This window comes from Candidatus Spongiisocius sp., assembly GCF_965221825.1.
Lineage (GTDB): Bacteria > Actinomycetota > Acidimicrobiia > Spongiisociales > Spongiisociaceae > Spongiisocius.
The window spans coordinates 1360261-1384392 of sequence record NZ_OZ244917.1 but is presented as its reverse complement, the minus strand read 5'-3'; the positions used below and the strand labels follow the sequence as shown (position 1 = coordinate 1384392).

The 24132-nt window shown below is 65.4% G+C and carries 24 protein-coding genes and 3 tRNA genes; 19 read left to right on the top strand and 8 right to left on the bottom strand.

Going from position 1 to position 24132, the window contains the following annotated elements; genetic code table 11:
- Nucleotides 1-10: 10 nt before the first annotated feature.
- Nucleotides 11-1057: a Rieske 2Fe-2S domain-containing protein gene (locus ACOQPD_RS06525; RefSeq protein WP_420614081.1), complete on the top strand. Its 1047-nt coding sequence runs from the start codon at nt 11-13 to the stop codon at nt 1055-1057.
- On the opposite strand, the gene ACOQPD_RS06520 is transcribed toward ACOQPD_RS06525, so the two are convergent.
- On the bottom strand, nt 1054-3111 hold the full coding sequence (locus ACOQPD_RS06520) for a cytochrome P450 (protein ID WP_420614080.1): 2058 nt from the start codon (nt 3109-3111) through the stop codon (nt 1054-1056). The two genes, ACOQPD_RS06525 and ACOQPD_RS06520, sit on opposite strands and share 4 nt — an antisense overlap.
- A gap of 278 nt (nt 3112-3389) precedes the next feature.
- On the opposite strand from ACOQPD_RS06520, the gene ACOQPD_RS06515 reads away from it, so the two are divergent.
- The 9 genes from ACOQPD_RS06515 (at nt 3390) to ACOQPD_RS06475 (ending at nt 7944) form a co-directional block, all read left to right on the top strand.
- A complete protein-coding gene (locus tag ACOQPD_RS06515) occupies nt 3390-4160 on the top strand; it encodes a hypothetical protein (RefSeq protein ID WP_420614079.1) in 771 nt (256 codons plus the stop codon).
- 41 nt (nt 4161-4201) lie between these two features.
- Complete coding sequence (locus tag ACOQPD_RS06510; protein ID WP_420614078.1) at nt 4202-4408, top strand: hypothetical protein; 207 nt, start codon at nt 4202-4204, stop codon at nt 4406-4408.
- A gap of 5 nt (nt 4409-4413) precedes the next feature.
- Nucleotides 4414-4587 carry a hypothetical protein gene (locus ACOQPD_RS06505; RefSeq protein WP_420614077.1) on the top strand — a complete coding sequence of 58 codons (174 nt, stop codon included), beginning with the start codon at nt 4414-4416 and terminating at the stop codon, nt 4585-4587.
- Entirely contained in the window at nt 4584-4970 is a 387-nt protein-coding gene (locus ACOQPD_RS06500) for a hypothetical protein (RefSeq protein WP_420614076.1), read from the top strand. The genes ACOQPD_RS06505 and ACOQPD_RS06500 overlap by 4 nt, the downstream gene beginning before the upstream one ends.
- 89 nt (nt 4971-5059) lie before the next feature.
- A tRNA-Glu gene (locus tag ACOQPD_RS06495) sits at nt 5060-5136 on the top strand.
- 434 nt (nt 5137-5570) lie between these two features.
- Nucleotides 5571-6353 (top strand): endonuclease/exonuclease/phosphatase family protein, encoded by a 783-nt coding sequence (locus tag ACOQPD_RS06490; RefSeq protein WP_420614075.1) that lies wholly within the window; start codon nt 5571-5573, stop codon nt 6351-6353.
- A 150-nt stretch (nt 6354-6503) separates the two neighbouring features.
- Nucleotides 6504-7703: an aminomethyltransferase family protein gene (locus ACOQPD_RS06485; RefSeq protein ID WP_420614074.1), complete on the top strand. Its 1200-nt coding sequence runs from the start codon at nt 6504-6506 to the stop codon at nt 7701-7703.
- A 69-nt stretch (nt 7704-7772) separates the two neighbouring features.
- Nucleotides 7773-7844: transfer RNA gene (locus ACOQPD_RS06480), tRNA-Gln, on the top strand.
- Between the two features lie 27 nt (nt 7845-7871).
- A tRNA-Glu gene (locus tag ACOQPD_RS06475) sits at nt 7872-7944 on the top strand.
- 405 nt (nt 7945-8349) lie between these two features.
- Here ACOQPD_RS06475 and ACOQPD_RS06470 read toward each other — a convergent pair.
- From ACOQPD_RS06470 to ACOQPD_RS06460, 3 genes are read right to left on the bottom strand one after another with little or no spacing between them, the layout of a single operon-like run.
- The gene (locus ACOQPD_RS06470; protein ID WP_420614073.1) at nt 8350-9057 is read right to left on the bottom strand and encodes an SDR family NAD(P)-dependent oxidoreductase; all 708 of its coding nucleotides are present in this window, start codon (nt 9055-9057) and stop codon (nt 8350-8352) included.
- Nucleotides 9058-9061: 4 nt separating this feature from the next.
- Nucleotides 9062-10381: a glycerate kinase type-2 family protein gene (locus ACOQPD_RS06465; RefSeq protein WP_420614072.1), complete on the bottom strand. Its 1320-nt coding sequence runs from the start codon at nt 10379-10381 to the stop codon at nt 9062-9064.
- Entirely contained in the window at nt 10381-11136 is a 756-nt protein-coding gene (locus ACOQPD_RS06460) for a PIG-L deacetylase family protein (protein ID WP_420614071.1), read from the bottom strand. The genes ACOQPD_RS06465 and ACOQPD_RS06460 overlap by 1 nt, the downstream gene beginning before the upstream one ends.
- A gap of 525 nt (nt 11137-11661) precedes the next feature.
- On the opposite strand from ACOQPD_RS06460, the gene ACOQPD_RS06455 reads away from it, so the two are divergent.
- The 7 genes from ACOQPD_RS06455 (at nt 11662) to ACOQPD_RS06425 (ending at nt 19549) form a co-directional block, all read left to right on the top strand.
- Nucleotides 11662-12228 (top strand): HEAT repeat domain-containing protein, encoded by a 567-nt coding sequence (locus ACOQPD_RS06455; protein WP_420614070.1) that lies wholly within the window; start codon nt 11662-11664, stop codon nt 12226-12228.
- 278 nt (nt 12229-12506) lie between these two features.
- Nucleotides 12507-14090, top strand: a complete 1584-nt coding sequence (locus ACOQPD_RS06450; RefSeq protein ID WP_420614069.1) for a glycerol-3-phosphate dehydrogenase/oxidase — start codon at nt 12507-12509, stop codon at nt 14088-14090.
- 130 nt (nt 14091-14220) lie between these two features.
- On the top strand, nt 14221-15096 hold the full coding sequence (locus ACOQPD_RS06445; protein WP_420614068.1) for an FAD binding domain-containing protein: 876 nt from the start codon (nt 14221-14223) through the stop codon (nt 15094-15096).
- A complete protein-coding gene (locus tag ACOQPD_RS06440; RefSeq protein ID WP_420614067.1) occupies nt 15096-15557 on the top strand; it encodes a (2Fe-2S)-binding protein in 462 nt (153 codons plus the stop codon). Before ACOQPD_RS06445 ends, ACOQPD_RS06440 begins: the two co-directional genes overlap by 1 nt.
- Before the next feature lies 1 nt (nt 15558).
- A complete protein-coding gene (locus tag ACOQPD_RS06435; RefSeq protein WP_420614066.1) occupies nt 15559-17931 on the top strand; it encodes an aerobic carbon-monoxide dehydrogenase large subunit in 2373 nt (790 codons plus the stop codon).
- Nucleotides 17932-17941: 10 nt separating this feature from the next.
- Complete coding sequence (locus ACOQPD_RS06430; RefSeq protein WP_420614360.1) at nt 17942-18835, top strand: XdhC family protein; 894 nt, start codon at nt 17942-17944, stop codon at nt 18833-18835.
- Between the two features lie 180 nt (nt 18836-19015).
- A complete protein-coding gene (locus ACOQPD_RS06425) occupies nt 19016-19549 on the top strand; it encodes a superoxide dismutase family protein (protein WP_420614065.1) in 534 nt (177 codons plus the stop codon).
- Nucleotides 19550-19819: 270 nt separating this feature from the next.
- Here the strand turns inward: ACOQPD_RS06425 and ACOQPD_RS06420 are convergent, their stop codons facing one another.
- Complete coding sequence (locus ACOQPD_RS06420; protein ID WP_420614064.1) at nt 19820-20314, bottom strand: VOC family protein; 495 nt, start codon at nt 20312-20314, stop codon at nt 19820-19822.
- Between the two features lie 57 nt (nt 20315-20371).
- Here ACOQPD_RS06420 and ACOQPD_RS06415 point away from each other — a divergent pair, with 57 nt between their 5' ends.
- Both ACOQPD_RS06415 and ACOQPD_RS06410 read left to right on the top strand, forming a co-directional pair.
- A complete protein-coding gene (locus ACOQPD_RS06415) occupies nt 20372-20965 on the top strand; it encodes a nucleotidyltransferase domain-containing protein (RefSeq protein ID WP_420614063.1) in 594 nt (197 codons plus the stop codon).
- Between the two features lie 278 nt (nt 20966-21243).
- A complete protein-coding gene (locus tag ACOQPD_RS06410) occupies nt 21244-21366 on the top strand; it encodes a hypothetical protein (protein WP_420614062.1) in 123 nt (40 codons plus the stop codon).
- Nucleotides 21367-21559: 193 nt separating this feature from the next.
- Here the strand turns inward: ACOQPD_RS06410 and ACOQPD_RS06405 are convergent, their stop codons facing one another.
- The 3 genes from ACOQPD_RS06405 to ACOQPD_RS06395 all read right to left on the bottom strand — a co-directional run bounded on the left by ACOQPD_RS06405 (nt 21560) and on the right by ACOQPD_RS06395 (nt 24130).
- Nucleotides 21560-22411 carry a transporter substrate-binding domain-containing protein gene (locus tag ACOQPD_RS06405; RefSeq protein WP_420614061.1) on the bottom strand — a complete coding sequence of 284 codons (852 nt, stop codon included), beginning with the start codon at nt 22409-22411 and terminating at the stop codon, nt 21560-21562.
- A 139-nt stretch (nt 22412-22550) separates the two neighbouring features.
- Nucleotides 22551-23363, bottom strand: coding sequence for an amino acid ABC transporter permease (locus ACOQPD_RS06400; RefSeq protein ID WP_420614359.1), 813 nt, complete (start codon nt 23361-23363; stop codon nt 22551-22553).
- On the bottom strand, nt 23363-24130 hold the full coding sequence (locus ACOQPD_RS06395; protein WP_420614060.1) for an amino acid ABC transporter ATP-binding protein: 768 nt from the start codon (nt 24128-24130) through the stop codon (nt 23363-23365). The genes ACOQPD_RS06400 and ACOQPD_RS06395 overlap by 1 nt, the downstream gene beginning before the upstream one ends.
- Nucleotides 24131-24132 lie beyond the last annotated feature (2 nt).

The window sequence follows — 24132 nt, the reverse complement described above, 5'->3', positions numbered from 1 at the left end:
AGGGCCAGCGATGTCAACCCGGCGTAGGGTGGTGCTCGAGAACGCCCCGCTAGCTTCTCCGTTTCCCGAGGGTTGGTACTTCGTCACGAGCCGTAAGGCGCTGCTGAAAGCCGGGATGATCGAGAAGACATGGATGGGGGAGAAGATCGTCGCCTGGTGTGACGAGGACGGGAACGTGTGTGTTGCCGGGGCCTTTTGCCCGCATCTTGGCGCAGATATGGGACCGACCGCAGGGGGACGCATCTGTGACGGGCGGCTGGTCTGCCCGTTCCATGGTTACGAGTTCGACGCGACCGGCCAGTGCGTGGCCACCCCCTACTCTCCTCCGCCCACCACCGCGAGGTTGCGCGTCTTCGAGACGCAGGAGATTGCCGGCCTGATCTTCGCCTGGTGGGGGATCGGTGGACGGGCGCCGCAGTGGAGCCTGCCCGACGTGCCGGATCAGGTCGGATGGACCGGTTTCAGGATCAGGACCCTCCGGTTTCCGGGCCATCCCCAGGAGACGACGGAGAACTCGGTCGACGTGGGCCACCTGCGCTACGTACACGGCTACGACAGCGTGGACCGCGTGGGGCGGGTGTCGGTGGACGGGCCGCGTCTCGAGAGCGACTTCGACTTCAGGCGCGCCCGCAAGATCGCCGGAGGCATGACCCTTACCTTCGACGTCGCGGCCCGCACCCGAATCTTCGGGTTGGGCTACTCGTTCGTGCAGATACGGGAGCGTTCGATCGGGATGGACATGCGGCTGTGGGTGCTGGCCACCCCTGTCGACGGTTCGCTCATCGATCTGTCGCTGGTCTCGCAGGTGCGGGAGATACGCAAGCCGAGGCGGTGGATAGCGGGCCTGGCGTTCCTGCCCGTGAAGTTGCGAGGCCCCATCATGAACTGGTTCATCGCGGCTCAGCAACACGGCGACGTCAAGCAGGATTTGATCATCTGGAGCCGTAAGCAGTACCGATCCCGCCCGCTCCTCTGCCGTTCCGACGGCGAGATCATGCCGTTCCGGCGCTATTGCGCCCAGTTCTATCCCGACCCGGGCGATCCGGAGACCCGCTAGCGCAGGGGGCTGGCGGATTCGGACGCCGGCAGTTCGTGCCTCTGCTCGGTGATGATGAACTTCAGCTTCTTGTTCACGGATGCCGATGGAAACGCGCTGATCTTCGGCTTGTGCGCTTGCTTGGCAGGGGAGATCTCGAGCGTGAAGTAGTGCGTCAGCATCAGCAGATTGATCGCCAGCTGTAGTGACGTGACCCGGGATCCGAGACATGTGTGTGTCCCCAGACCGTAGGGGGCGTATGTCGTCCCTAGGTGTTCCTTGCGCGGGGCTAGGTAGCGGTCGATGTCGAACGTGAAGGGATCGGGGAAGGAATCCTCCATGAAGTGAGTGGCTGTCTGGGCTATAACGACCCGAGCCCCTTCGGGTAGTTCGTATCCTTCCACTACACACGTATTCATCACGTTCCGGAAAGACGCCGGTACGATCGGGTAGAGGCGCATGCATTCCATGATGAAGCGGTGGGTGACGTCGGTGCCCGGTCCCGTAATTTCCTTGCGGCCCGGGTCCCCGTTGGCGAACATAGCATCGGCTTCAACGCGGATTCTCTCGTAGAGCGCGGGCTGCGACACCATCGCGTGGATGAGGAAGCCAAGCTGATCACCCACATACATGCTGGCTATCAGCGGCGCGGAGAATACGAAGGGCAGGTTCGACTCCGGGAGGAACTGCCGATCGCTGGTGTGCATGCTCAGCAGGTCGTCAGCCAGGTCCCGGGGACATCCTGCTCTCTGGGCGGGTGTGTGGACACTCTGGACGCGCTCAACGACCTCGCCTAGCAACTTCGCTCGGCGCCTCATTCCCGGCGTGCGCAGCATGAACTTGGGCAGATTCTTAATGACGTGAGTCTGCAGGGCTCGTTCCTTGTATTTGTGCATATCGTCGACAAGATCTTGAGTATTAATGCTCACAGTAAGCGGTGACAGAGCCTCATTCACTAACCGCCTACAGGTGTCTCTTGCCGGAAGGGTCTCTCCAGCGGACCAGGATGCGATATGGTTCCGCACATTCGAGTAGTATTCGTCCAGTTGGCCTTCCAGTCTCGAGCGTGAATAGGCCGGTTGCATCGATTTGCGATACCGGAAGTGATCGGCACCATCTAGGGTGGGTAATATCCCTGATCCTCCGTATATCTTCTCAAAGTCCTCCAGATAGTCTCTGGCCCTTAGGTACATACGTCCGTGACGATGTACCCAGTGATTTATCTCAGGTCCGGCCAGAAGGAATATCGGATCGGTGAACGGTGGGCGGATCTTGAACACCGGTCCATAGGCATCTGCCAGCTCTGCGAAGAGCGCAGGAATATTGCCGTCACGGGCGTGACGATTGAGCAAAAACTTGCGTAGCGGGACAACCGGGATGGGCTTGGCCAGAGTGGACTGCCCGAACAAGTGTCCGGCGATGTTTTGGCTAACCGCCGCGGCGATGGAACGGCCGATCAAATCCATCTTGCGGATGATTTCGACACGCTGCTCCGCTTCGTCATCGAGTTCGAATATGAAGCGGAGAACGTCGCATGTGTTGATGAGACAGATAATGATGATGTCTCTGGGGTCTGGAATCTCGTTGGCGAATATCGCTCTACTGAGGCGTGTCTTCACGAAGTCAACGGCAGTGCCGTCTCCGGTTCTGGCGTACGAGTCTGTCTGCGATCCGCTAGGGGCCAGCGACCAGAAGTCGCCGTCGTGGTGGCGGAGGATCTTCAGGTCGACCAGACGCTCCAAGGTAAGGTCTATGATCGAATCTGCCCGCGGAGCGAGGCGCTCGATCCAGTACCGGGCGTTCCGTTGAGCCGGTTCTGCGGCGATTTCCTCGAGGATCGGATCAAGGGCAGGATCTCCCGTTTTCGTTCGATCCAGCAGGATGAGCGAGTCCATATCCGTGTCGATACGGGATAGAAGTGAAAGCTCTCCCAGCACGCCCCCGATGACGGCGCAGTTCAAGTTCCAGCCGGGAACCTGGCGGAAATAGCCGCTCTCCTCATTGAGGAGGGTAAGGACGAGTTCGTCTAGCAGGCTCAGCGTATGAGTGGCCGCACGGTCAGCGGTCAGAGTCATCGGTCCGGCCCCTCCGTTATCCAACCACCGAGATCTTAGCATGTAGGGGCTGTTCGGAAGCATAAGGGGCGGCATCGGGCCGGGCCGGTGAGGTAGCCGCCGGCCTAAAGAGGGCCGCGCTGGTTGCGATACGCCGCGGCCTCCGGCGCCACGACCGGAAGCCGTTCTGGCGGGTCCGGGCGCAGCACGGCGCCACGTGTCGGATTGTCGGTCTTTCGACCTGGTGCGGTTGGAGGGCAACTATGGACGGGCCTGTGTCCGTCCGGTAGGCTGGTGCCATGGCTCAACTACAACTGCGTCCGCTCGGTGTCGGCGAGATCGTCGACGCCACGTTCACCGTCTACCGGCGCCGCTTCGGCCCGATGTTCGCCATCGCGCTGATGCTCGTGTTCATCCCCTTCCTCATCAGCTTGGTCGGGGGCTGCAGCCTCGACGCGGGCGGTTCGGCAACGTGTACGTCTCCCATCGGCTGGCTCGCGTACATTGCAGGCTCGATCGGCACCCTCGTGGCGGGCACGGCTGCCATCCTGGTGGCGGCCGAAGCCTATGCAGGTGTCCCGTCCGACTGGCGGAGAGCGATAAGGATAGGACTCCGTAGAATCCTCCCGATCATCGGGGCGACGATCGTGGCCGGGGTGCTGATCGGCATCGGATTCGTGCTGCTGATCATCCCCGGGATCTTCCTCATCGTGTCGTTCGCGGTGGTCTGGGAGGCCTTGATCATCGAAGGCGCCGGCCCGATCGAGAGCATCAAGCGGTCATGGCGCTTGGTGTCGGGCGAGCGCTGGCGGGTGTTCGGCGCCGGCTTGCTCGTCATGATCATTGCGATCATCGTCTTCGGGGTCATCTCGGCCGTGATCTGGTTTATCCTCTCGCCCGGCCTCGGAGTGAGCGGTGGTTTGGCCGGCTACCTCGTCCAGCAGGCTTCCACCCTGCTGTCAATCCCGCTGACCGCCGCGGTGGGCACGGTCATCTACCTCGATCTGCGGGTCCGCAAGGAGTCGCTCGGAACGGCCGAACTCGCTGCCGCCCTGTCCGAACAGGGCTGATCTCAACTAGCCTTCGATCCCCGGGCAACCAGGCTGGGACCATGGCTCAACTAGAACTGCGTCCGCTCGGTGTCGGTGAGATCGTCTACGACAGCTTCACCGTCTACCGGCGCCGCTTCGCCCCGATGGTCGCCGTCGCGCTGGTGCTCGGGTCCATCCCCTTCCTGTCAGCCTGGTCGGGGGCTGCGCCCTCGACGCGGGCGGCTCGACTACCTGTACGTCTCCGATCGGCTGGCTCGGGTGGTTAGTAAGCGTGATCGGCCTCATCGTGGCGAGCGTGGCTGTCTCCCTGGTGGCGGCCGAAGCCTATGCAGATGTCCCGTCCGGCTGGCGGAGAGCTACGTGGATCGGAGTCCGTAGTACCGTCACGATCTTCGTGGCTGCGTTCGTGTTCGGCGTGCTGACCGGCATCGGATTCCTACTTTGATCATCCCCGGGATATTCCTTTGGGTGTCGTTCGCGGTGATGTGGGAGGCTCTGATCATCGAAGGCGCCGGTCCGATTGAGAGCATGAAGCGGTCGTGGCGCTTGGTGTCGGGCGAGCGCTGGCGGGTGTTCGGCGCCGGCTTGCTCACCACAATCCTCGGGCTCATCGTCCTCGGGATCGTCTTGACCGTGATCTGGCTTATTCTCTCGCCCGGCTTGGGCGTGAGCGATGGTGTGGCCAGTTACCTCGTCGAGCATGTAGGCATACTGCTGGCGATGCCCCTCCATGCCGCCGTGACTACGGTCATCTATCTCGATCTGCGGGTCCGCAAGGAGTCGCTCAGCACCGACGAACTCGCCGCCGTTCTGTCCGAACGGGTCTGAATCAACTAACCTCCAATCCCCGAGCAACGCCGACCATTGATCGAAGTTCTCCGGACGCCCACCGACGGCGTAGGATCACCGGAGCCACAGGCCCCGTCGTCCAGCCGGCCTAGGACGCTGGCCTTTCAAGCCAGAAACGCGGGTTCGAATCCCGTCGGGGCCACCACAGGACTTACGCGTGTTCGTGGGTCGTTTAGGGGTGGTTGCGCGAGGTTTCCGGTGCTGCGGGGTCCGCCACTACTCGCCAACGACGTCCTTTCGCGGCGCGTCGCGCGTAAGGGGACCGATTCCTTCGCTCGGGGGGTTGGCAGGGTTCGATTCTCTGCGCTGGCGTCGCGAAGGAGATGATGTCAATACCGTAATGAGAGCGGCGCCTTGGGTGGATACCGCGCAGGTGTCAATCTGCGTTCTCTACCGAGCTGAGCAGCTGGCCATTTGTACACCCGTGAAGCGGTTACCAGGACAGATAGAGCCCGTTCGATTGGCTCGTGGCCAATTCGAGGTCCGATCTCGCGGACCGGGTCTTCGGGCGATCTGGCCCGATCCGTCGGAGCCCTTGACACGATACGAGTTCGTGCGTACCCGGTACGATCAACCCGAATGCGGGTAGCGACATGGTGTGTGGGTGGCCTCGATTCCCGCCTGGAGTACATCTGTCATTGGCTCGCCCGGCGCAAACCAGACCTCGTCGCCTTCCAGAAGACTTTCGTAGCAACGGGTAATGCTCCCGTTGAAGCGCTCCGGCGAGCTGGCTACGAGAGCGTCTTCTACTCCCGCGACGGGGAATACCGGAATGGTTGGGGTGTGGCCGTGCTCTGTCGAATGCCCCGTGCGAAGCCGACGATCGTGCAAGAAGGCCTGCCCGGCCAGTCGGATCGCTCCGCACGGTTTCTGACGGTGAGGAGCGGGGACCTTGAATTCTCGTCGGTCTACGCACCCTACGGGAATCCCAGAAAGAACGGATTCGACGGGGCCCTGGAACGCAAGATCGAATGGATGAACCACCTGGTCGATCATCTTGGAATGCACCGGGAGCGGGCAGAGCAGCGTGTCCTCGCGGGTGACTTCAACGTCGTCACCGAAGGAAAAGCCCGGCCCAGAACTTTGAACCATACGAGAGCGGAACGAGACGCTCTGGCGCGCGTGATGGAACTGGGATTCGTCGATCTTCACCGCCACCGTCACCCTGAGGGCGACAACGGCTACAACGGATTCGATACCAGCAAGCCGGTCACCTCCAGGCTCCACCGAGTTCTCGGCACCGACGCCGTAGTCAGGCGGGTCCGTAAGACTTGGGTGGATCTGGAGTATCGTCGGCCAATAGAGGGGCTCACGAGTTCCCGGTGGCCTCAAGGGGCCCCGGTGATCGTGGATCTTCGCTAGTGGGCGTTCGCGTCGGCCGTCCGGCGAGTCCTCGCGCTGACCATCGGGGTCTGCCACGAACATCCCGACGATGCCACTGGGACGGTGTACGACTGTCCCACCTGCCGCTGCTACTGTCCCCACCGCCCGCCCGGCCCTCGTGAGGTGTAGATGACCGGGGACAGACACTTCTACGTCGATTCGTTCGATACGGTCCGGCTGAGTTCGTACCGGCTCGGTCGATCGCCCTTTGCCGGCCGGTACGTGACGGATCAAACGATCTTCGGACTGTACTGCGGTCGCCTGTACCCCCTCAAGACCGCCCCCGAAGAGGATCCCGTACCGCGGTACTGGAAGCTGCGCCGTGGGGTGCTGCTCTACGACGTTCCGGAGAAGCCCCTCGAGATCAGCGGACCGGATGCGGGCCGAGTGCTCGAAAGGGTTCTCACCTGCAGGGTCGCAACGCTCGCAGTGGGTCGGGCTCGCTATGGCATCGCCTGCAGGGAGGACGGCACTGTTCTGATGGACGGTGTGCTCATGCGCCTTGCGCAGGATCGCTACTGGTATGTGAAGGCGAACGGAGAGTTCACGAGCTGGCTCGACGCCCACGCTGTCGGGCTTGATGCCGACGTCACCGATCCCGATTCGCGAGTGCTGCAGATCCAAGGGCCGAAGTCGCTCGATGTTCTGGACGCGGCCATCGGCGGTGGGCTATCGAACGACTTCAGATATTTCCACGCCGGATTCTTCGACATCGGAGGCCAGGCAGTGTGGGTCTCCCGGACCGGGTGGACGGGGGAGATGGGGATCGAGATCTACTGCAACAGCGGTCCGGAGGCAACGGATCATGACGCCCTCTGGGATCATCTGTTCGCCTGCGGTGAGCCCTTCGGCCTGGAGTTCAGCTCGGGGTCGTCGATGGGGATACGGCGCATCGAGGCCGGCATCCTTGACAACGGCACCGATATCGAACCGGATCTGACGCCGTTCGGCGCCGGCCTCGGGAACTTTGTCGTACTTGACAAGGAGGACTTCATCGGACGTTCCGCGTTGGTGAAGGCCGATCGCAGCCAGCTCCTGTTCGGCCTGGTCTGTGCCACCGCCGCTCCGGACGCCGGGCTGCAGGTCCACTTCGAGAACCGCCCGGTCGGGCACATCACGATCGGCACCTGGTCGCCCACGCTGGACACGGGAGTCGGCTACGTGCGCTTCGATCATCCGCTGCCGGGAGGTGACTGGCTCGGCAGGACGGTTTCGTTGCTCGACCATGAGGGAACCCCTCACCCGGCGACCGTCGACACCCTGCCGTTCGTGGACAAGGAGAAGCGGTTACCGCGCACCCAATGGAGTGGCGGACGGTCCGAGGAATAGGGAATCGCCGGTACGGCGCGAGGTTCGGTTGACGCGAGCCCCGCCATACCTGGTAACTTGGCGGCCTGATCGGGAGTGGTGTAATCGGCAGCACGACAGGTTCTGGCCCTGTTAGTAGGGGTTCGAGTCCTCTCTCCCGAGCGGTTGGTATCATTGACCACACGCAGTGGCCCCGTCGTCTAGGGGCCTAGGACACCGCCCTCTCAAGGCGGAGACGCCAGTTCAAATCTGGTCGGGGCTGCGATAGAACGACCCGGTCGGACCCATCACCGTGTGAAGGGCTCCGGTCGGGTCATTCATTTGACCCTCGAGCCCTTTTCCGCGGACGAGTGGGTCGGCGTGCGTGTCCGACCGAGAGCTCCGCCCGCGGAAAACCGGTGCTCCGCACCGGGTCCCGCCCCCACCACCACCCATCCTGTTGGAGCGTGGTCAGGCATGCCCGGGCTGTCGCCGGGCATCGGCTGTTGCTCCATGAAGCTCGTATGTTCCCTCGGGCCGGCCGTTCCGATCGGTCTCACCTCATCGGCCGGTGTGGGTGCTTGGCGATGGCAACTTATGGCGGGGGTGTGACGAATCAGGCCAGGATCTAAGAAAACGCGAAAAATCGTGCCACGGAAGCGCCTCCACGAATTGGCGAAGGGTCGGGTCAGGCCCGTCCGTACACTGGGACGACCGCTCCTGACATGACCCCCGAATCCCCGGTCAGGATGAACTCCGCCACCGCCGCGATCTCGTCAGGGGTGGGCCACCTGACGTACTCCGCGAATGGCAGTGCCCGGCGGGTGGCGGGCGTGTCGATCACCGAAGGCAGGATCACGTTGACGGTGATGTCGGCGTCCTCGAGTTCCGCCGCGGCGGTCTTGGCCAGGGCTACCACCCCCGCCTTGGCGATGTTGAAGGCGGCCTGCCCGGGCGGGTTGTCCACCACCGCCCGGCTCCCGACCAGCAGGATGCGGCCGTCGCCGGCGTCCTCTAGGTGGGTGACGGCGGCCCGCACGGTGTAGAAGGCCGACCGCAGGTTGAGGTCGATCATCCAGTCGAACCGCACATCGTCGGTGTCCTTCACATCGCGGCCGGCGGCCCAGCCTCCGACCAGCGATGCAACCGCGTCGATCCGACCGAACCGGGCCGCCACCCGGGCCATGAAGTCCTCGACCTCCCCGGACTCCGTGGCATTGACACGGCGGAGGACCAGCTGGTCCTCATCGAAGGGGAACCGTTCCTCGAACTCGTCCGTATCGATGGGCCTGAGATAGGTGGCGCCGATCCGGTAGCCCCGGCGGATCAGCCGCCCGGTGAGGGCGGTGCCGAGCCCGCCGGTGGCGCCGACGATGACTGCTACGGGGCTACTCATGGGGTCAGGATATAACGATCCGTTCGGCGGTGGAACTATTCCCCGATCGGTCGACGATCCACAGGTCGGCCACGTTGGTTCCCGTCCTCCCGGTCCGGAGCAGACCTCCTGCCCCCTTCAGATACGGGTAGGAATCGCAGGCGTCCAAGTGGCGCCGGGCCATCTCCGGATCGGTGACCGTGGCGCCGTCCACGCAACCGCCGGCCGCATCGGTCGGGCCGTCCACGCCGTCGGTTCCGAACGCCACGAACCGGTGATCGGTACCGGCGATCTCGATGCCGGCGGTGACGGCGGCGTGCTGGTTGCGACCGCCCTTGCCCTTCCCGCGCACCTCCACGGTGGTTTCTCCGGCCAGGACCCGAACGGTGCCCTCCGGCGTGGCGGCCAGTTCCCTCAGGACGGTGTCGACGGCGTCTCCGGTCAGCTGCTCGGGGGCCGGCGACACGTCCAGGCCGGTTGAGGACAGGAACCGGATCGCCGCCCGCCCCGCGGTCATCCCGTCAGCCAGGATCAGGGCGAGATCGTTCCCCGTCCCATGCCCGGCATTCGAGACCTCGACCCCGGTGGCAGCGACACGCCGGACCCGATCGGCCGCGCCGCCCCGGATGTAGTACCGGTCGAGTATCTCGCCCAAGGGGGCCGGGTTCCGTGGTGCGGTGACGGTGGGGCCGGAAGCCACCACCGCCGGGTCGTCGCCCACATCGGAGACCACCAGCGTGACCACCGGGCTCCGGCAGCGGGCCGCCAACCGTCCGGCCTTCACTCGCGACACCGCTTGGCGGACCCGGTTGATCGTCTCGATGGGGGCCCCGGAGCGGATCAACTGGTCGTTCAGGTCCTGGACGTCGTCGAGGCTGAGACCCGCGGCCGGAGCTTCCAGCAGGGCCGACCCACCCCCGGACACGAGCGCCAGCAGGAGCTCACCCGGATCCACGTCCCTAGCAAGGTCGATGGCGCGCTCGGCCGCCCGGACGCTCCCCTCATCAGGGACCGGGTGACCCCCCACTGCCAGTTCCGCCCAACCGGGGACGCGACCGGCCCGGTCGGTCGCCACCAGGCCCCGCGACACCAGCGGTCCCAGGGCGTCTGCCGCGCCGAGGCTCATGCCGATGGCCGCCTTGCCGAAAGCCAGTACGGCCACCCGCCGTGCTGCGACGAAATGCCCGCCGGCGAGGACCCCGCCCTCCGCGGGAACGAGCGCGGAGCGCACCAGCCGCCGGGGGTCCACCTCCTCCAATGCTGCGTCTGCGGCGCCCAGCAGGCGGCCCGTGGCGTGAGGATTGACCGTGCGGAGATCGCCGAGCCGGTCGCCGGCCAGTCCCATCAGGGTGTGATCCGCTTGAACGCCTCGGCGCGAGGCAGCCCGGCCTCGGCGCCGGTCATCCGGGCGCGGTCGTCGATCTCGAGGCGGAATGCCTCTGTCGCCTCCGCCGAGTCACCGGCGCCGTCCATGGTTGTCGTGGCCTGGCTGGAGTGCGACAGCAGGGCGGCCACCTTGTGCTCTACGAAACCGGTCACGTCCTCGTAGTGATCCGGTTCGTCCGCCGCCCACAGCAGCACGGCCCCGGGGCGGTGATGGGTCAGGCCATCGGCCAGCTGCTCCGGGAAGAAGAGATGGTCCCGCGCAGCTACCACCCCGTCGATGGCGGCCCAGCCGGTCGCCCGGTGGTCGGGATGCAGCATGTAGCGGCGCCATGGATCGTGGGCGAGGACCACGTCGGGCCGCAGCCGGCGGATCCACAGGCACACCTCGGCGCGCAGTTCCATGGTGTACTCCAGCTCACCGTCGACATAGGAGAGGTTGAGGGCGCTTTCGACTCCCAGTGCCTCGGCGGCCCGGGTCTGCTCGTTCATTCTCATGCCGACCAGTTCGGACGGGCTGAGCGAGGGGTCCCATGATCCCTTGGAGCCGTCGGTCAGGACCAGGATGGTCGCCTCCGTCCCGGCGGCGGTCCACTTGGCCAGGGTGCCCCCGGCCCCGAACTCGGCATCGTCGGGATGCGCGCCGATCGCCAGCGCTCGCCTCGGAACCGGCAGGTCGGAGGTCATGCCCTGTTCGGGAACGCGGTAATCGACCATGGCCCGAGCCTAGGCCGCGTCCGGCGTGGTGGCGGCCTCGCGCCATCGTGGGTTTTCCGGATCGAGTCGTCGGAAAGATGGCATTATCTTTCGCGAATAAGCCCGAAAACGGCCGATTCTCGGGAAAGATTACACTATCTTACCTAAGATGGCACTCGTCTTGAGGGAACAAGCGGCTGTTCCCGGATCCCTGAGGAGGCCCTAAGACCGCGATAAGCGGGACTACGAAGGTCCGCCGCGGTGGCGGGTGGCCGGATGCTCATCGTCGTACTTGCCGTGCCCTCCGTCGCCTCACTCACGGGCCTGGAGAGAGATCGACCGGAGCGGAGACCCGATCCGAAGCCAGCCCGTCGGTCCGGCCGTCACAATGATGTAGTACCGGATCGCCAGTGTCTCCGTCGGGCGCGTCAACTGTATGGCTATGGTGTCCAGTGGCATCCGGGTTTGTCGTGACCTCCGGCACGCCGCCTAGACGTGTTGATTGCACTCCCATCGCCGGACGCCCAGCACGGATGGGGACAGACGATGAGCGATATCCGCATAGCCCGGGACCCTGATACCTCACCCGATGTGCTCGAACAGCTAGCCACCCACAACCGATCGTCTGTGCGGAGGTCGGTTGCGGGCAACCCGACTACACCGGCCCCCACGTTGGATGCATTGGTTCGCGACGTCAGTTGGAGGGTCCGGCTGGCTGCTGCGGCGAATCCGAACACGTCAATAGCGGGGTTGACGACTCTGGCAGCTGATACCAGCGAGGCGGTTCGCACGCGAGTCGCCCGGAATCCGAACGCGCCCGTAGCCATGCTGATGACCCTGGGTGGTGACGAGAGATGGCAGGTTCGTGCGCGGGTCGCCCGGAATCGGAACGCGCCCGCAGCCGTGTTGACGGTTCTGGCTTCCGACGAGAAATGGTACGTTCGCAGGACGGTCGCCAAGCACCCGAACACCCCGCGCAAAGTGTTGACGGCACTCGCAGACGACATGCATCGTGACGTTCGAATCGCCGCTCTGAGGGCACTTACCCAACACACCCGGCGGCCTATTGGAAACATCCAGATAATTCGCGAACGCCGCTGGCCCCCCTTCTGAAACGGCCCTAAGCAGAGATCCCCCTTCTGAAGAAAGGTCTTCGGCCGTCCACCCCTGGCCTCTGCCGAGCCCGGTTCCTGCGCTCCCCCCAGCAGCATCGGATTCGGCTGTGAGGAGAAACCGGCGAACCACTTCCGGTGGCGGGGCCGAAACTAGGCCGTGGAGGGATGTACGCTCGCACGGTGCGGAACCCTTCTCTCCCGCAGGTCCCCATCCCCACTGGGACCTGGACGCGCGCCGGATCGCGCCGTGCCTTGCTGGAGCCTCGATTATTCGACATGGTGGTTGTCGGCGGGGGAGTGATCGGCGCGGCGGTGGCCAGGGATGCGGCGAGCCGGGGCCTGTCCGTGGCGCTGGTCGAAAAGGGCGACTTCGCAAGCGCAACCTCGAGCAGGTCCACCAAGCTGTTGCACGGGGGTATCCGGTACCTCCCCCAGATGCGGTTGCAGCTGATCCGCCAGGGACTGCGCGAGCAGGATGTACTGCGCCGGACGGCCGACTTCCTCTACTCCGACCTCGACTTCGTCATACCGCTATTCAGAGGCCGGCGGATCGTGGACCTCCCAGGCTGGCTGACGGCCGGACCGCTGGCTTCCGTCAGCCTCAGGGCGGGACTGTCGCTGTACGACCGGCTGGGCGGGAGGCGGGGAGCCGACAGGCATCGAAGGCTGGCGAAGCCGGACCTGATGACTGCCTTCCCCAAGCTGCATCCCGAGTCCCTGGTCGGAGGGTTCTCCTACCGGGATGCCCAGACTGATGATGCCCGGCTGACCGTTGCGTTCCTCAAGACTGCGGTGGCGCTCCACGGGGCCGTGGCGGTCTCCCGGATGGCGGCCCGTTCGATCGATCAGGCGGGCGGCGAGCTCAGGGTCGGGCTGGCGGACAACGGTACGGAAGGGGATGGCCGGCCGCTGATGGTCCGGGCCAGGACCGTGGTATCGGCCACCTGGGCGTTCGCTCCCCCGCCGCTCGACGGCCGACCGCCGGACGTGTCCCGGCGGCTGTCCAAAGGGGTTCACCTGGTCTACCGGGCCGAAGACCTCGGCGTCCGGAATAAGGCGCTGGTGCTCCCCGAGACCGATGACGGGCGCCTCCTGTTCGTGGTTCCCTGGCGGGGGTTGGCCCTGCTCGGGACCACCGATACGCCGTACCACCAGGATCCGGGCCGGGCCCGTCCCGACGAGGCCGATGTGGAGTACCTGGAACGGCATGTGGTCCGTTATCTGGACCACTCCGGTTCTCCGCTGGCGGCCTTCGCCGGTCTCCGTACCCTGGTAGGCGACCGGCGGTCCGTCTCCGCCGCCTCACGGGAGCACCGGATCGTGGAGAGGGCGCCCGGTGTGTTCACCGTGGTCGGGGGCAAGCTGAGTTCGGCCCGGTTGATCGGAGCGGAGGCGGTTGACCTCGCCTGTGCCCGCCTGCGGATAGATCGGCCATCCAGGACCGCCGATGAACCACTCGTCGGTGCAGGGATCGATACCGCCCTCCGGCAGCGGCTCCGGACCGGCCTGGTAGGCATCCAACTCCCGGAGGACTACGCCGACGATCTGATCGGGCGCTACGGGACCGAGGCCGAAGCCGTGCTCCGCATCCTGGAGCGGCAGCCGGACTGGCGAGGCCTGCTGGCTCCGGCCCGGATCTCGGCGGCGGAGGTGGCCTACACCGCCCTCAACGAATCGGTGGCGTCGATAGGTGACTTCGCCCTCCGACGGACCAACCTCGCCCTGCGCAGTCCCGATCACGGCCGCTCGCACGCGCGGCGGATAGCCGCGACGCTGTCGTCGGTGCTGGATTGGCCCTCCAACCGGGAGACGAAGGAGACGGCCGGCTACGGGGGCGAGCTATCCACCCTCGGCCTCTGAGGTCGTTCCCTGCAGGCCGGGCATGCATGCTCACCGGGTCCGGCTCGGCCGAAAGAAACCGGCGATTACCGGCGGTGATGGACACTCGCCCGATAAGGTAGGACCAGCGACCTGCAGGAGGTGAGGCTCGGTGTATCCATCCGCGTTCGAATACTCGGCGCCCGGCAGCCTTGAGGAGGCCCTGGCCACCCTGGCCGAGCTGGGTGACGAGGGGCGGGTTCTCGCCGGAGGCCAGAGCCTCATCCCCATGATGAAGCTCCGGCTGGCGTCCCCGGGCCATCTCGTGGACATCAACGGCGTCGACGAGTTGGCACACATCAGCGAGTCCAACGGCCATCTGGCGGTGGGCGCGCTGGCTCGTCACGCCGACGTGGCCTCATCGGAGGCGGTGAGCCGCCACAACCACACCGTGGCCTCCGCAGCGCCGTGGGTGTCCGATCCGCTGGTTCGGAACCGGGGAACCCTGTGCGGCTCCGTGGCCCACTGCGACCCCGAGGGCGATTGGAACTCGGTGATGCTGGCGGTGGGCGCCTCGGTGGTGGCCCGCTCATCCTCGGGCGAGCGGGTGATTCCCATCACCGACTTCGTGGTCGACTTCTTCACCAACTCGCTCGACCCCGGTGAGATGGTTACCGAGGTACGGATTCCCGCCTACCGGGGTCCTGCCGGCGGCGCATACCTCAAGCTGGAGCGCAAGGTCGGCGACTACGCCACCGTGGGAGTGGCCACCCATCTCGTTCTCGACGATTCGGGGAACGTGGCGGAGGCGGGCCTGGGCCTGACCGCCGTCTACGGTCACAACCTGAAGGTCACCGAGGCGGAGGACATGATGGTCGGGCAGACACCCGGACCGGAACTGTTCGCCGAGGCCGCAGCGATCGCGGCCCGGGCCTGCGATCCCGATGACAACGTTCGGGGTCCGGCCGAGTACAAGCGGGCCGTGGTAGCCGAGTACACCAGGCGCGGGTTCGCCCAAGCGCTGACCCTGGCGAGAGGGGAGGGCTGATGCAGATCACCGTCAACATAAACGGCGCCAGCGAGACCAGGGATGTCGAGCCCAGGCGCTTGCTGGTCGACTTCATCCGTTCGGATGCCGGCCTTACCGGGACCCATATCGGCTGCGACACCTCCTCCTGCGGTGCCTGCACCGTCATCCTGGACGGCCGGCCGGTCAAGTCCTGCACCGTCCTTGCGGTCCAGGCCGACGGCAGCGAGGTGAAGACCGTGGAGGGTCTGGCCGAGGGTGGCGAGATCCATCCGGTCCAGGCCGCCTTCAAGGAGCACCACGGTCTGCAGTGCGGGTTCTGCACACCGGGCATGATGCTCGTGGGCAGCGCCCTGCTCGAAGAGAATCCGGAGCCCACGGACGAAGAGGTCCGCTGGGCCATATCCGGCAACATCTGTCGTTGCACCGGCTACATGAACATCGTGACGGCCATCCAGGCCGCGGGCGGAGAGGGGAGCTGACATGACCACGGTTCACGAACCACGCACCAGCCCCGAGGTCGGGGGTATCGGCCACTCCGTCCGCCGCAAGGAGGACGACCGGTTCATCCGGGGCGCGGGCAACTATCTGGATGATCTGAACCTTCCGGGGATGCTCCACATGGCCATCCTGCGCTCCCCGGTGGCCCACGCCAGGATCAACTCGATCGACTCGTCTGCGGCCATGGAGATCGAGGGCGTACTGGCGGTGGTCACCGGCGAAGCCTTGGCCGCCCACGGCCTGGCCTGGATGCCGACCCTCTCGGGCGACACCCAGGCGGTGCTGGCCACCGACAAGGTCCGGTTCCAGGGCCAGGAGGTGGCGGCGGTGATCGCCACCCATCCGTACATCGCCCACGACGCCCTGTCGCACATCGATGTGGACTACGAGGAGCTGGAGGCGATAACCAGTCCCCAGCAGTCCCTGGCCACCGGCACCCTCATCCGGGACGAGAAGGAGGGCCAGACCGACAACGTCGCCTACACGTGGGAGGCCGGCGACCAGGACTCGACCGATGCCGCCTTCGCGGCTGCGGCCAGGGTGGTCAGCCTGGACACCCACTACCCGCGTTCGCATCCGGCGCCGCTGGAGACGTGCGGGGTGGTGGCGGATGTCAACTCCATCACCGGCCAGGCCACCATCTACATGACCAGCCAGGCGCCCCACGCCATCCGGACGGTCTTCGCCCTGGTGGCCGGGCTTCCCGAGGAGAAGATCCGGATCGTCACCCAGGACATCGGGGGCGGTTTCGGCAACAAGGTACCGGTGTATCCGGGCTACGTGGTGGCCACGGCCGCATCCCTGCTGATCGGGAAGCCGGTCAAGTGGATCGAGAGTCGCACCGAGAACCTGATCTCGACCGGGTTCGCCCGCGACTTCCACATGCACGCCGAGTTGGCCCTGGACGGGGACAACCGGATAACGGCCATGCGGGCCGACATCCTGTCCGACCAGGGCGCCTTCTACTCGGACGCCCAGCCCACCCAGTTCCGGGCCGGCCTGTTCCACATCTGCACCGGGAGCTACGACTTCCCGTCCGCTCATGTGACCGCCAAGGGCGCGTACACCAACAAGGCGCCCGGCGGGGTGGCCTACCGGTGCTCGTTCCGGGTGACCGAGGCCTCCTACCTGATCGAGCGGCTGGTGGACAACGCCGCCCACGAGGTGGGAATGGACGCGACCGACTTCCGGGCGCTCAACTTCATCAGGGAGGACCAGTTCCCCTACCTGTCCCCGACCGGATTCGTATACGACTCCGGCAACTACCACGGGGCGATGGACAAGGCCAAGGAGATGATCGGTTACGACGGGTGGCGGGCTCGCCAGGCCGAGAGGAACTCCGACCCGGACACCACCAAGCTGATCGGCATCGGCGTGGCCTCCTTCACCGAAGTGGTGGGGGCCGGTCCCTCGCGCCAGTACGACATCCTTGGTCTGAAGATGTTCGATTCCGCCGAGCTGCGGATCCATCCGACCGGCAAGGCCATCCTGAAGCTGGGTGTCCAGACGCAGGGGCAGGGCCACGAGACCACCTTCGCCCAGATCGTGGCGGAGGAGCTCGGCATCCCCTACTCGGACATCAAGGTGATGTACGGCGACACGGACAACACTCCCTACGGCCTCGGCACCTACGCCTCCCGGTCCACCCCGGTGGGTGGGGCGGCCACGGCGGTGGTGTCCAGGAAGATCCGGGCCAAGGCCCAGAAGCTGGCCGCCCACCTTCTGGAGGCCGCCGAGGAGGACCTGGACTGGGAGCCCGGGAAGTTCACCGTCAAGGGAACCGACCAGAGCGTCACCATCCAGGAGGTCGCCTTCGCCGCCTACACCAACCATCCGGTGGGCATGGAGGCGGGCCTCGAGGGCGTCACCTACTACGACCCGCCCAACATGACCTATCCGTTCGGGACCTACATCGTGGTGGTGGAGGTCGACACCGGTGACGGCACGTGGAAGGTGCTGGAAATGGTGGCGGTCGACGACTGCGGCGTGCGGATCAACCCGATGATCGTGGACGGGCAGATCGCAGGCGGTCTTACCGAGGGCTTCGCCAAGGCGAACATGCAGTGGATCACGTTCGACGACGACGGCAACTGCATCGGGTCCAACTTCATGGATTACCTGGTGCCGACCGCCTGGGAGACGCCCCGCTACCAGCTGGGCGAGACGGTGACCCCCTCCCCGCACCACCCGATCGGGGCGAAGGGAGTGGGCGAGTCGGCCACGGTCGGATCTCCCGCCGCATTCACCAACGCGGTCATCGACGCGCTCTGGTCCAGGGGTGTGAGCAACATCGACATGCCGGTGCTACCGCACCGGGTGTGGGGAGCGCTCAACGACGTTGAGGTGAGCCCCTAGGGGCGCGGAACTGAGCGCGCTCGGCAGAGCAGCCCGGCTGGAGGCGAGCGGCGAGCCCTTCGTCCTGGCCACGGTCACCTGGGTGCGAGGACCGTCCTCCGGGAAGGCCGGCTACAAGGCGATCATCCTTCCCGACGGCCGGGTCGAGGGGTGGCTGGGCGGTGCCTGCGCCACCCCCACCGTGGTCCGGCATGCCCTGGAAGCCCTGCGGGATGGCCGGGTACGGGCACTCGTGATGGGAGACGGGCCCCACCGGCCGGGCGTCGAGAGGGTGGCGATGGCATGTGACAGCGAGGGGGCGATGGAAGTCTTCGTGGACCCTTACCTGCCGCCGTCGCACCTGGTCGTCGTGGGCGAGTCTCCGATGACCGGGACGCTCCATGCGCTTGCCGCCGCGCTCGGCTGGCGGTCCGAATTGACCTCTGGCGTGGAGGGGATCGGCAAGGCCGGGGAGGGCTCCTATCTGGTGATCGCCACCCAGGGTCACTATGACGAGCCGGCCCTGGAGGCTGCATTGGCGACTCCGGCGGCCTACATCGGGCTGGTGGCGTCCGGCAAGCGGGCCGCCTCGGTGCTGGCCTGGCTCGGCGAGACGGGCGTTTCGGAGGAGTCCCTGGCGCGGGTGCATGCCCCGGCCGGAATCGACCTGGGCTCGACGGAGCACGAGGAGATTGCCGTCTCGGTGCTGGCGGAAATGGTGGCCTTCAAGGCGTCCGAGGCCGGAGCGAAGACGGTCGAGGTGGCGCTGCCCGATCAGGCGGTCGATCCGGTGTGCGGGATGCTGGTGGACGTCGCCAAGGCAGGCTTCGCCAGCCACCACGCCGGAAAGCAGGTCTACTTCTGCGCCGCCGGGTGCCGCCGCGCCTTCGAGTCCGATCCCTCCGCCTACCACGCGACCACGTAGGGGAGGGTGAGGCACATCCAACGGCTGGTGAGACGAGCCGGGTTCATCGGACGGCGGGCCGAGCCACCCCGTCTATCCGGCGTCCTCCCGGCCATCGATTTATCATCCGGCCGGGTGGAGAGAAACGCTCCGCGCCACACGATCGTACGAACCGGCGAGAGTCGGGGGAGGGGGAATCCGGTGAAGAAGCGCCAGGTCATCGCTACCGTTCTGGGACTGCTGGTCCTGATAGGGCTGGCGGCATGCCAGGGAGAGCCCGCCGCGACGGGGCAGCGAGCAGTTGCTTCGATGTCAGGTCCCGACGGTGTCGCTATAGGCACCGTCATCCTCACGGAAGGACCCAATGGTGTCCTGATCTCGGCTGACGTGACGGGGCTTTCCCCCGGAGCCCACGGATTCCACATCCATGAGACGGGCGCTTGCACGCCCGATTTCTCAGCGGCAGGCGGGCACTTCGCTCCCGGCGGGGAAGGCCATGGCTTCCAGCACGAGGACGGGTTCCACGCCGGGGACCTGCCGAACCTTCAAGCGGGTGCGGATGGCATCGCCCGGGCCGACGTCTTCACGGACAAGATCACGCTGGCGGCCGATGCTGACACGTCGATCTTCGATGCGGACGGTTCCGCCATCATCATCCACGCCAAACCGGACAGCTACGGCCCCGATCCCGGCGCCGGCGATCGCGTCGCCTGCGGCGTCATCGAGCGCAGCTAGAACCGAAGCTTCGGAGTTCCCGCGCGAGATTGTGGATTAGCTAACTGAGATTCTGCCCAGTAGAGGCCTGAGAAAGTGTCGGTTAGCGTGGACGCGATGCCGACCTCGATCAGGGGCCGAGGGTGGTGATGGGTACCACCTGGACGCCTCCACGATGCTTGAAGCCGTATCCGGTATGTGTCCAACATGTTGGCAGGCCCCCCTTGTCCAACCGGGGTGGTGGTGGCCGTGCAGCTGCCGTCCGTCCGCCACCTGCGTCCGCCCAGGCGGTCAGTCCTCGATGACCTCTCCGGCCAGTACTTGCTCCAGGGAGGCCTGCGGGTAGTAGTCGTCGGTCCAGTCGGCCAGCTGGATAAGGGTTCCGTTGGCGCTGGAAGGGTGGATGAAGCACTCGCTCCAACCGCCCGGATCGAGATGCAGGCCGACCACTGACAGTCCGGCCTGCTCGGCTCGGAGGGCGGCCTCGGTAACCGAGGACACCCTGAAGGTGAGGTGGTGCAATCCCTCCCCGCGCGAGCGCAGGAAACGCCACAGGAAGCAGTCGTCCGATACCGGCGCCAGCGCTTCGATGCTGGCGCCGCCCGGCAGCCGGTACTGGAGCCAGCGGAAGCCTCCTCGCCGGTTGTCGGCCCCAGTGATGAAGGTGCCGCCGAGCATCTCGAACAACCCGGCCGCCGGCCCAACGTCGCTGACCCCGATGGCGACGTGATCGAGGTACTGGATCAAGTCGCTCAGCGGCTCGATGGGCTCAGGAAGGTCGGGCATCGGTAGGCCTCCAGGTCGCCTATTGCTGTGTTCATATGCATGATATAGTGGTCTATCATGGACTTGTCACATCCTATCAATGCGCTGTCGCCGGGGCTCACCGGGGCTGTCCTCGAGGTGCTCTGCCGGACGACCCGTCCGCTTTCCGGACGAGCGGTACAACGGCTGCTGCCGAAACCCGCCAGCCAGGCCGGGGTCCAGAAGACGCTGGATCGGTTGGCCACCGCCGGGCTGGTCACCCAGACCGCAGCAGGTCGATCGATTCTTAACCTGCTGAACCGCGACCATGCACTGGCACCTGCTGTGGTCGAGGCGGTGGCCGTCGGTGATGAGATCCCTGCTCGGATCGCCGAAGTGGTAAAGACCTACGCCAAGGGTGTGTCGAGGGCACTGCTGTTCGGATCGGTCGCCCGCGGCGAGGCCGGGCCGGGGAGCGACATCGATCTGCTGCTCGTCTGGCCTGCCGGTACCGACTCGGCCGTTCGATGGTCGGCCACCGCCGCCGTCGCCATAGGCGTGGCACGACTCACCGGCAACCCGTGTACTCCCCTCGTCTACACCGACGCGGAGTACGCCGGATTGCCCGAACGCGCCCCCGGGTTTGCCGAGTCGCTGGCCCGTGAGGCCGTCACCCTCATACCGGCCGCGTGAGGCGCGGCGGCACCCGGCGAGTGCCGTGCGGCCGGGCATTCGCGGACACTCGTCTGAAGCAGGCCGAAGCGTTTGCCCTGGTTGCCGATCTCGACCCTCTTTCGGCGGATGGGCCGACCCGTTCGGTGGCGGTGAGTAACGCCGTGCTAGCCGGGATCGCTGCGGTCGATTCGATCTGCTGCAGGCGCCTCGGGCAACGCTCGGCAGCCGGCAACCACTCAGATGCATTGGTTCTCTTGAGGGAGACGCCTGGTGGAGGCCAGGATGCCGGAGCTCACTTGAGCGCGCTACTGGCCATGAAGAACATGGCCCAGTACGAGGACAGGCACCCTTCGGCATCCGAAACGAAACGCGCCATACGAGCGATGGGCGCGCTGATGCGAATCGCCCGCCTGCCGTGATCCCGGTTGCCCTTACGACTGCCCGTCATTACCGGCTGCAAGGGTGTCGCCGGTTGGCTGGGCTGTACTAGCCGGTAGCCAACCCGCCGTGCAGGGCCGCGAAGAAAGAGATGCCGACGCCTCCTGCTGGAGACGCCGGCATCCGTAATCGGTGGGTCCGGCGGGAAAGTCGCCGACCGGACCCTGGGTTCGGTTAGTTACAGGCGGGCAGACCCTCGGTCGGGCCGATGTGCCGCTCGTACACCTCGTCGAGCGTTCCCCTCGAGATGTAGTAGGCCAGCCAGCCGTTCAGGTAGTTGAGCCAGACGGTCTCACCGCGGGGGAGTGCCCATGCTCCGTACTCCTCGGCGACGAAGGGTGCGTTGGGGTTCAGCACGCTGGTGCTCGGGTTTTCTGCCACGAACGGCAGGGCGAGGTACTCCTCGATGACGATGGCGTCGGCCCTGCCCGAAGCGACTTCGAGCAACGCGGGCGCCTGGTCGAGTTCCACGAGCTCCGCATTCGGGAACCTGGTCTCGGTGAGGCTGGCCGCGGTGGAACCGATCAGGGCGGTCATGGTCACGCCACTGCTGTTCAACTCGCTGATGTCATTGATTCCCGAGTCGTTGTTGACCACGACCACCTGGCGGTAGGGAACGTACGGACATGTGAACCAGAGCTGCTCGAGACGAGCCGGACGACCGACGAGACCCACCGACACCATATCGAACTGGTTGGCGATCAGGCCCGGGATCATCGCGTCGAACTCGAGGTTGGAAATCTCGAGCGTTACGCCCAGATCATCGGCCAGCATGTTCATGAGATCCACGTCATACCCGGCCGGGTTGCCGTTGTCATCGATGTACATCTGGGGCGGGAACTGGAGAACCATCCCTACATGGAGGGTTCCACGGTCCTTGATGGCATCCAGCAGGTTGCCGTCGACGGCCGCTTGGGCGGCGGCTGTGGGTCCTCCGTCATCCCCTCCTTCGTCCTCGCTTGCGCAGGCGCCCGCGAGTAAAACCAGTGCGAGTACCGGGACTAGCCACTTTATGCGGCTTCTCATACTGTGCCTCCCTTCTTGGGATTAGATGTGCTTCCTTGCGAATGACCGGTAAACCGTGCAACGAGGCACGATCATCCATTCATCTGCGAGTTGTGATGGCCGTGTCGTGATGTCGAACAACCTATCCGAACGGCCTATCCTAAATCGCTGCCGTGGTCTTGGACGATTCGGACTCACGTTCAGTTGCTACAGCTTCCTGGAGCTTCCTCAGACGTACCCCTCGTCGTCGGGCGAGGGGTGACCTCACCTTGGTAGTTAGGACGTCGACCAGGGCAAACCGCTTCTCGAGGTATTTCACTCCTAAATACGCCGCGGTGGTGAGGATGAGGTAGAAGATAACCGCGCCGAGGTACACCTCGAAGTAGCGGAATGTCCTGTTGGCCATCACGCTGCTCACCCGGAATAGCTCGGGTACACCGATGATGAAGACCAGGGACGAGTCCTTGATCATGCCGATGAACATGTTGCCCGTGGGCGGGATGACGATTCGGATGGCCTGCGGCAGCACCACCCGGAAGAAGGTCTGGGGACGACTCATCCCCACCGACAGGGCCGCTTGGGTTTGCCCGTCGGAGACCGCCTGGATGCCGCCGCGGAAGATCTCTCCCAGCCAGGCCGAGTATTGGAGGGTGAGAACGAGGATCCCGGCCTGAATGGCGGAGATCCTGACATTGAACTGGATCGCTATCCCGTAGTACACGAAGACGACGAACACCAGCAGAGGGATAGCCCGAAAGATGTTGATGTAGGCGGCCATGATCGGAGCGACAAGCCGATTTTTGGACATGCGCAGGAGGGCAACCGCCAGGCCGAATACTGTGGCCAGCGCGAAGGCCACGATGGCGATGAATACGGTGAGCCTTACCCCGCCGAGGAAGACGTCCCGGTTCTCCCAGATGAACTCGGGCCTGAAACGTGCCTGCGCGAGTATCCGCACGCCGAAGTCGTACATCACAGGATTGCCTCGAAGAAGGCCCTGGTGCGCGGTTCGCGGGCGTCGTCGTACAACTCCCGTCCCCCGGTCTCCACTACCACGCCCTCGTCCATGAAAATGTTCAGGTCGCCGGCTTCCCTGGCGAACCCCATCTCGTGGGTGACCACCACCATTGTCATGCCCGATTCCGCCAAGTTACGCATGACGGCCAACACCTCGCCGACCAACTCGGGATCGAGCGCGGAGGTGGGCTCGTCGAACAGCATCACCTTGGGTTCCATCACCAGTGACCGGGCGATCGCCACCCGCTGCTGCTGCCCTCCGGAGAGCTGGGCCGGGTAGGCGGCGACCTTGTCGAGGAGTCCTACCCTGGCGAGGTAGCGGGCAGCCTGCAGCTCGGCGTCGGCTTGATTCATCTTCTTCACCCGGCGCAGGGCCAGGGCCACGTTGTCGAGCGCGGTGATGTGGGGGAACAGGTTGAATTGCTGGAACACCATTCCGATCTGCTGGCGGAGGAGCCGGGCCTTGCCGCGGGGAAGATCTTCCCCTTCGATGCCGGGGCCGTATTCCTTGCCGTCGAACCAGACCGAACCGGAATCCGGGGTCTCCAGGAGGTTGGTGGTCCGGAGCAGGGTCGACTTACCGGATCCTGAAGGCCCGAAGATCACCACATGCTGGCCTTGCCCCACCGTCAGGTCGATACCCTTCAGGACATGGTTGGCGCCGAACGACTTGTGGATGTTGCGTAGCCGGACGACCGGCCGGCCGTCCTCGGTCGGGGCCATTC

Excerpts from the sequence above, each read along its gene's own strand:
- ACOQPD_RS06525 (WP_420614081.1), top strand. The coding sequence starts at position 11 with ATGTCAACCCGGCGTAGGGTGGTGCTCGAGAACGCCCCGCTAGCTTCT.
- ACOQPD_RS06520 (WP_420614080.1), bottom strand. The coding sequence starts at position 3,111 with ATGACTCTGACCGCTGACCGTGCGGCCACTCATACGCTGAGCCTGCTA.
- ACOQPD_RS06515 (WP_420614079.1), top strand. The coding sequence starts at position 3,390 with ATGGCTCAACTACAACTGCGTCCGCTCGGTGTCGGCGAGATCGTCGAC.
- ACOQPD_RS06510 (WP_420614078.1), top strand. The coding sequence starts at position 4,202 with ATGGCTCAACTAGAACTGCGTCCGCTCGGTGTCGGTGAGATCGTCTAC.
- ACOQPD_RS06490 (WP_420614075.1), top strand. The coding sequence starts at position 5,571 with ATGCGGGTAGCGACATGGTGTGTGGGTGGCCTCGATTCCCGCCTGGAG.
- ACOQPD_RS06485 (WP_420614074.1), top strand. The coding sequence starts at position 6,504 with ATGACCGGGGACAGACACTTCTACGTCGATTCGTTCGATACGGTCCGG.
- ACOQPD_RS06470 (WP_420614073.1), bottom strand. The coding sequence starts at position 9,057 with ATGAGTAGCCCCGTAGCAGTCATCGTCGGCGCCACCGGCGGGCTCGGC.
- ACOQPD_RS06465 (WP_420614072.1), bottom strand. The coding sequence starts at position 10,381 with ATGGGACTGGCCGGCGACCGGCTCGGCGATCTCCGCACGGTCAATCCT.
- ACOQPD_RS06460 (WP_420614071.1), bottom strand. The coding sequence starts at position 11,136 with ATGGTCGATTACCGCGTTCCCGAACAGGGCATGACCTCCGACCTGCCG.
- ACOQPD_RS06455 (WP_420614070.1), top strand. The coding sequence starts at position 11,662 with ATGAGCGATATCCGCATAGCCCGGGACCCTGATACCTCACCCGATGTG.
- ACOQPD_RS06450 (WP_420614069.1), top strand. The coding sequence starts at position 12,507 with ATGGTGGTTGTCGGCGGGGGAGTGATCGGCGCGGCGGTGGCCAGGGAT.
- ACOQPD_RS06440 (WP_420614067.1), top strand. The coding sequence starts at position 15,096 with ATGCAGATCACCGTCAACATAAACGGCGCCAGCGAGACCAGGGATGTC.
- ACOQPD_RS06435 (WP_420614066.1), top strand. The coding sequence starts at position 15,559 with ATGACCACGGTTCACGAACCACGCACCAGCCCCGAGGTCGGGGGTATC.
- ACOQPD_RS06420 (WP_420614064.1), bottom strand. The coding sequence starts at position 20,314 with ATGCCCGACCTTCCTGAGCCCATCGAGCCGCTGAGCGACTTGATCCAG.
- ACOQPD_RS06415 (WP_420614063.1), top strand. The coding sequence starts at position 20,372 with ATGGACTTGTCACATCCTATCAATGCGCTGTCGCCGGGGCTCACCGGG.
- ACOQPD_RS06405 (WP_420614061.1), bottom strand. The coding sequence starts at position 22,411 with ATGAGAAGCCGCATAAAGTGGCTAGTCCCGGTACTCGCACTGGTTTTA.
- ACOQPD_RS06400 (WP_420614359.1), bottom strand. The coding sequence starts at position 23,363 with ATGTACGACTTCGGCGTGCGGATACTCGCGCAGGCACGTTTCAGGCCC.
- ACOQPD_RS06395 (WP_420614060.1), bottom strand. The coding sequence starts at position 24,130 with ATGGCCCCGACCGAGGACGGCCGGCCGGTCGTCCGGCTACGCAACATC.